Annotated in this window: 4 protein-coding genes and 1 pseudogene; 4 read left to right on the top strand and 1 reads right to left on the bottom strand. The window is 75.0% G+C overall.

Features of this window, described 5'->3' with window-relative positions:
• A partial coding sequence (locus ABZS51_RS42220; RefSeq protein WP_355453841.1) for a hypothetical protein occupies positions 1-232 on the top strand: 232 nt, incomplete at its 5' end.
• A 428-nt stretch (positions 233-660) separates the two neighbouring features.
• Here ABZS51_RS42220 and ABZS51_RS42215 read toward each other — a convergent pair.
• Positions 661-1,920: an ROK family transcriptional regulator gene (locus tag ABZS51_RS42215; protein WP_355453838.1), complete on the bottom strand. Its 1,260-nt coding sequence runs from the start codon at positions 1,918-1,920 to the stop codon at positions 661-663.
• A 140-nt stretch (positions 1,921-2,060) separates the two neighbouring features.
• Here ABZS51_RS42215 and ABZS51_RS42210 point away from each other — a divergent pair, with 140 nt between their 5' ends.
• The 3 genes and pseudogenes from ABZS51_RS42210 to ABZS51_RS42200 form a co-directional block, all read left to right on the top strand.
• Positions 2,061-3,329: an MFS transporter gene (locus ABZS51_RS42210; RefSeq protein ID WP_355453835.1), complete on the top strand. Its 1,269-nt coding sequence runs from the start codon at positions 2,061-2,063 to the stop codon at positions 3,327-3,329.
• Between the two features lie 433 nt (positions 3,330-3,762).
• Positions 3,763-4,890, top strand: a complete 1,128-nt coding sequence (locus tag ABZS51_RS42205) for a LacI family DNA-binding transcriptional regulator (protein WP_355453832.1) — start codon at positions 3,763-3,765, stop codon at positions 4,888-4,890.
• A gap of 15 nt (positions 4,891-4,905) precedes the next feature.
• A pseudogene (locus ABZS51_RS42200) lies at positions 4,906-5,000 on the top strand (methionine adenosyltransferase domain-containing protein); the annotation flags it as partial.

Raw genomic sequence — 5,000 nt, 5'->3', positions numbered from 1 at the left:
GGCCCTCGACAAGTACCAGGACCACATCCTCGACCAGACGCTGATCAGGCTCGACCGGGCGCAGTGCGCCGCCGGCGGGAGACGACAGCGGGACGCCGCCCGCCGCGCCCGGGAAACGGCCTCCGGCCAGGGCCTGGACGGCTCCGCCCGAGGCCGCCGGCCGGGCCTGCCGGGCCGCCGTCATGGCGTGCCGCGGCCGCTGGGCCCGCCTGGCCCAGGGGCGGAGTGGTGAGAACCGTTCAGCCGCCGGAAAAAGCCCAGGTGGGCGGCCCTGCCGGCGTTCCTGACCCGGGCGAGGGAGCGCGGGCGGCCGGCCGGGCTCGCCTCTGCGCAGCCCGATCCCGGGATCACCGCGCGGCGGCGTCCTTCCGGGCGGCCGTCTCCAGTCTGGGCTACGGTCTCCTGCCGCCTCCTGTGGTCGCTCCCGGCGCGGACGGCCTTGAGCGTGGCCTGCCGGGATGGTCCGTTCCGAGGTCGCCGGACGGGGTGAGGCGTCCGGCGTGCTGCGGGGTTTCACCCCTTCTGCGTGTTTTGCATCACATTCCGGCATCCGGGCGTGTCGCAGCCCCTTTTCGCGGGCCGGAGGGCGCGTCCGACAGCCTGATGCGGTCAGGCGGCTGTTCGTCCAGAAGGTCGGGTGTGTCCGGGAGCCGGGTGCTCTCAGCAGCGGGTCCGGCGCCAGCGGTCCACGGCCTCGACCGTCAGGAAGGCGTCGAAGACGGACTCCATGGCGCCGATCAGCGAGCCGCGCCACCCGAGGGCCGACGGCGCGAGCCGGGGCGGCCGGTCGCGGCGGATCGTCATCAGGCCGCCTCCGAACCGCTCCATGAGCGCCGGCAGCGCCCGCGCGTGCAGGTCCACGCCGAACCCCGACAACGTCACCACCTCAGGGTCGTGCGCGTTCACCAGGGCGGCGATGCCCCGGCCGAGCGCGCCGGCGCACGACGTCACCGCCCGCACCGCGCTCTTGTCACCGGCCGCCGCGCCGGCGAGCAGCCGCTCGGCCTGGTCGCGGCCCCGGCCGCCGCCGTGGGCGAGGCCGAGGTGGCGCAGCAGGGCGTTCGTGCCCACCTCCTGCCCCCAGCAGCCGCGGGCCCCGCACATGCAGGGCGCGTCACCGCCGGTGAGCGGCATGTGCCCGAACTCGGCGCCGATCCCGGCGGCCCCGCCCAGCGGCCGGCCGTCCACGATCAGCACCCCGCCCAGGTCGAAGTCCACGTGCAGGTGCAGCCCCACCGCGACGCCGCGCAACTCGCCCCGCCGCGCCTCGGCCAGCCCCGCGAACGCCGTGTCGTTGCCCACGACGGGCGGCTCGGGCAGCCCGAGCAGGCCGGGTACGTCGACCGAGTTCCATCGCAGGTGGGCGATGTCGACGAGCCCGCCGGGGCGCACCGGGCCCGCCAGGGCCACGCCGGTGCCGACGACGCGGGGGGCCAGGTGGTCGAGCCGGCTCCTCAGCGCCGCGCCGAGGGGGACGAGCGCGCCCTCGGGCGTCCCGTCGTGCGGGCGCACCTCCAGGACCGTGGCCCGGCCGCCCAGCTCGCATACGGCCAGCTCCCAGGCGTCCTCCCGCACGTCCACCGCCAGGGCGAGGGGGCCGTACGGGTGCGGGCCGGGCACCTGCGTCGGCCGGCCGCGCCCGTGCTCGGCGGCCGGCTCCTCGTGCAGCAGGCCGGCCTCGGCCAGCTCGCCGACCAGGACGGACGCCGTGCCGCGGGCGAGGCCGAGGTCGCGGGTGAGCCGGGAACGCGTCAGGCTCGCCCCGCAGTCGTGCACGGCCCGCAACAGCCGCACCCGATTGTGAGCCCGCAACGCCCCACTGGTCGTCGCCCCGCCCGCCGCCCCGCCGGCTGTGGCCCCGCCCGTCACCCCGCCGGCTGTCGTGCCGTTCGCCGCGGTGCCGATGGCCGAACTCGTCACGGGCCCTGTGCCGGGTTCCGCGCCGAGAGCGGGGTCAGGGCCCGACGCCCGGATGGGGGGCAGGGATGGGTTCGGGGTCATCGCCATTGTGTCGTCCTCACATCCATGATTATGCTCTAGCCGTGAACATAAGTCATGCAGTGGCCAGACGTGCCCGTATCGCGGTTTTCGGTTACTTCGTTCTGGCGGGGTTCGTGATGGGGTTGTGGGCCGCCGGCCTGCCGTCCCTCAACGACCGGCTCGACCTCGGCCCCGCGCGGCTCGGCAGTGTGCTGCTGCTGATCTCGGGTGGCGCGCTGGTGTCCATGCTGGTTGCCGGCCCGCTCGTGGACCGGTGGAGCAGCCGGGCCGTCTGCTGGTTCTCCGGGCCGGTGTCGGCCGCGGTGCTGCTGGGGCCCGCCCTCGCCCCCGGGTACCTGTGGCTGGCCGTGCTGGCCGTGGTGTTCGGCATGGGGCTGGGCGTGACGGAGGTGGCCATGAACACCCACTCCGTCGAGGTCGAGCACGCCTACCGGCGGCCGATCATCTCCGCGTTCCACGGGACGTGGAGCCTGGGCGGGGCCGCCGGCGGCGGGCTGACGGCGCTGGTGCTGCAGGCGGGGCTGGACGCGCAGGCGCTGCTCGTGGTGGCGGCCGTGGCGGTGCCGTTCGTGTACATACCGTTCGCGCGGCTGCTCCTGCCCGCGCGGGCGTCCGGGTCCGAGTCCGAGGCCGCGTCCGGGTCCGAGGCCACGTCCGGGTCCGGGTCCGAGGAGGGGGCCGCCGGTTCCCGGCGTGACGGCTCCAGGGCCCGGGCCGGCTCGGGGCTGCGGTGGGGGCTGGTGGCGATGCTCGGCCTGGCCGCGTTCGCGGGGCACCTGAGCGAGGGCGCCGCCATCGACTGGGCCGCCCTCCACGCCCGCTGGGTGCTCGGCACCGACCCGGCCGCCGCGCCCATCGCGTACACGATCTTCTCCGTCGCCATGACCACTATCCGGCTGCTCGGCGACCCCATCAGGGGCCGGCTCGGCTCCGTGCGCACGATCCAGCTCGCCGGGCTGCTCGCCACCTGCGGGTACGTCCTCGTGCTCGTCTCGCCGCTGGTCGGCGAGGCGCTGCGGGTGGTGTGCGCCTGGACGGGGTGGGCGCTGGCGGGGGTCGGGCTGGCCACGGTGGTGCCGGTGATCTTCAGCGCCGTGGGCGCGGCCGGCGGCCAGGTCGGCCGGGCGCTCTCACTGGTGACGGCGTTCGGCTACAGCGGGCTGCTGGTGGGGCCCGCCGTGCTGGGGTACGTCGCCGAGGCGTCCTCGCTGCCGGTGGCGCTGTTCGTCCCGGCGGTCCTCGCGGCGGTCGTCGCCCTCACGGGCGCCCCGGCCATCCGCGCCCTGGACACCGAGCACCCGCGTGTGGTGGTTCCCGTCCGCTCCTGACGTCTCGCCGCGGCGGGTCTTCCCGTCAAGGCATGCACGGCCGGCGCGGGGCCGTGGCCGGTCCTGCCTCAGAGATCCTTTACGGCAGGCACGCGAGCCCCCACCCGCCGACCGCGGCCGGTGACCTTCCAGGGGCACGCTCCGCAGCCTCACCGGTCGCCCGCCGTGACGCGCGCCCAGTCACCGGGGCCGTGGTGAACCCACCACCACGGCCCACGGGAGCGCTCCCAGCCCCAGCCGCCCCGTCACCCGTATGTGCCGATTCCATGACCGATACCTTGCCGAAGGTCTGCCCTGTTTGTCAGACATGGCGCTGACCTGGCGTTATGTGATCGTGACTTGACCCTTGTGTTGCGTCCGGGTTTCATGTCCGAAACACCGTAAACGTTTACAGAACCATGCCGGAAACGTTTACGATCCGGGAAGGACGACGTTGGCACAGGGACCCACGATCACCACGATCGCCGAGCGCGCGGGCGTGTCCATCGCCTCCGTCTCGCGGGTGCTGAACGGCCTGCCCACCCGGCAGGAGACCGTGCGCAAGGTGATGGCCGCGGCCGAGGAGCTCGGCTACGTGCGCAACGCCGTCGCCCGCTCGCTCAAGTCGCGGCGCACCCACCAGGTCGCGTTCGCCATGGCCGACGTCGGCAACCCGGCGTACCTGGCCATGCTGCGCGAGATCCAGCCGGTGCTGAAGGCAGCCGGATACCGCCTCGTGCTCCACTCCACCGGCGCCGTCGTCGCCGACGAGATCGACGTGCTGCACAGCCTCGGAGAGCGCTACGTGGACGGCATGATCATGGTGCCGCTGCGTGTGACCGAGGCGCACCTGCAGATGCTGGCGGCCGCCCGCGCGCCCGTCGTGGTCATCGGCTCGGTGCCCGAGGGCACGCCCGTCGACAACGTGCGGGCCGACTCCCGCACCGGCGTCCGGCTGGCCGTCGACCACCTGCACGGGCTCGGCCGCCGCCGCATCGCCCTGGTGAACGGCCCGACCGACACCGTGCCGGGCGCGGCCCGCGGCGCCGCCTACCGGGAGGCGCTGGCCGAGCTGGGCCTGCCGTACGACGAGGACCTGGTGGAGATCGGCGACTTCTACCGGGCGGAGGGCGCCCGCGCGGTCGCGGCGCTGCTCAACCGGGTGGGCGACGTCGACGCGCTGCTGTGCGCCAACGACCTGATCGCGCTCGGCGCGCTGGACGTGCTGCGCGCGGCCGGCAGGCGTGTGCCGGAGGACGTGGCGGTGGTCGGCATGGACGACACGGACCTCGCCGCGGCCTCGTGGCCGTCGCTCACCAGCGTCTCGCTCGGGTCGGCCGAGCGTGGCCGGGCCGCCGCCGAGCTGCTGCTCGACCGGCTCCAGGAGGGCGAGCACGAGCCGCGCGTGGTGACCGTGCCGCCCCGCCTGGTGGTGCGCGCCTCCACGACGCCCGAGCCGCCGGCCGTGCGGCGGGACCCGGGGCGACGCCCCGGCGGCGGCTCCGCTTCTAGACCCGGCACCCGCACCGGCATCGGCATCGACGAAGAGACCAGGACCACGGAAGGAGGGGGCACGTCATGACGGCGACCGCGACCATACGCGATGCGCTGGGTCGCCAAGAACGTCGTGGCGGCCGGCCTGGCCGACCGCTGCGAGGTCCAGGTCGCCTACGCCATCGGCAAGGCCCAGCC

It is taken from the genome of Nonomuraea sp. NPDC005501 (genome assembly GCF_040605905.1).
GTDB lineage: Bacteria > Actinomycetota > Actinomycetes > Streptosporangiales > Streptosporangiaceae > Nonomuraea.
The sequence above is the reverse complement of the archived record's forward strand: the minus strand, read 5'-3'. Positions and strand labels throughout refer to the sequence as shown.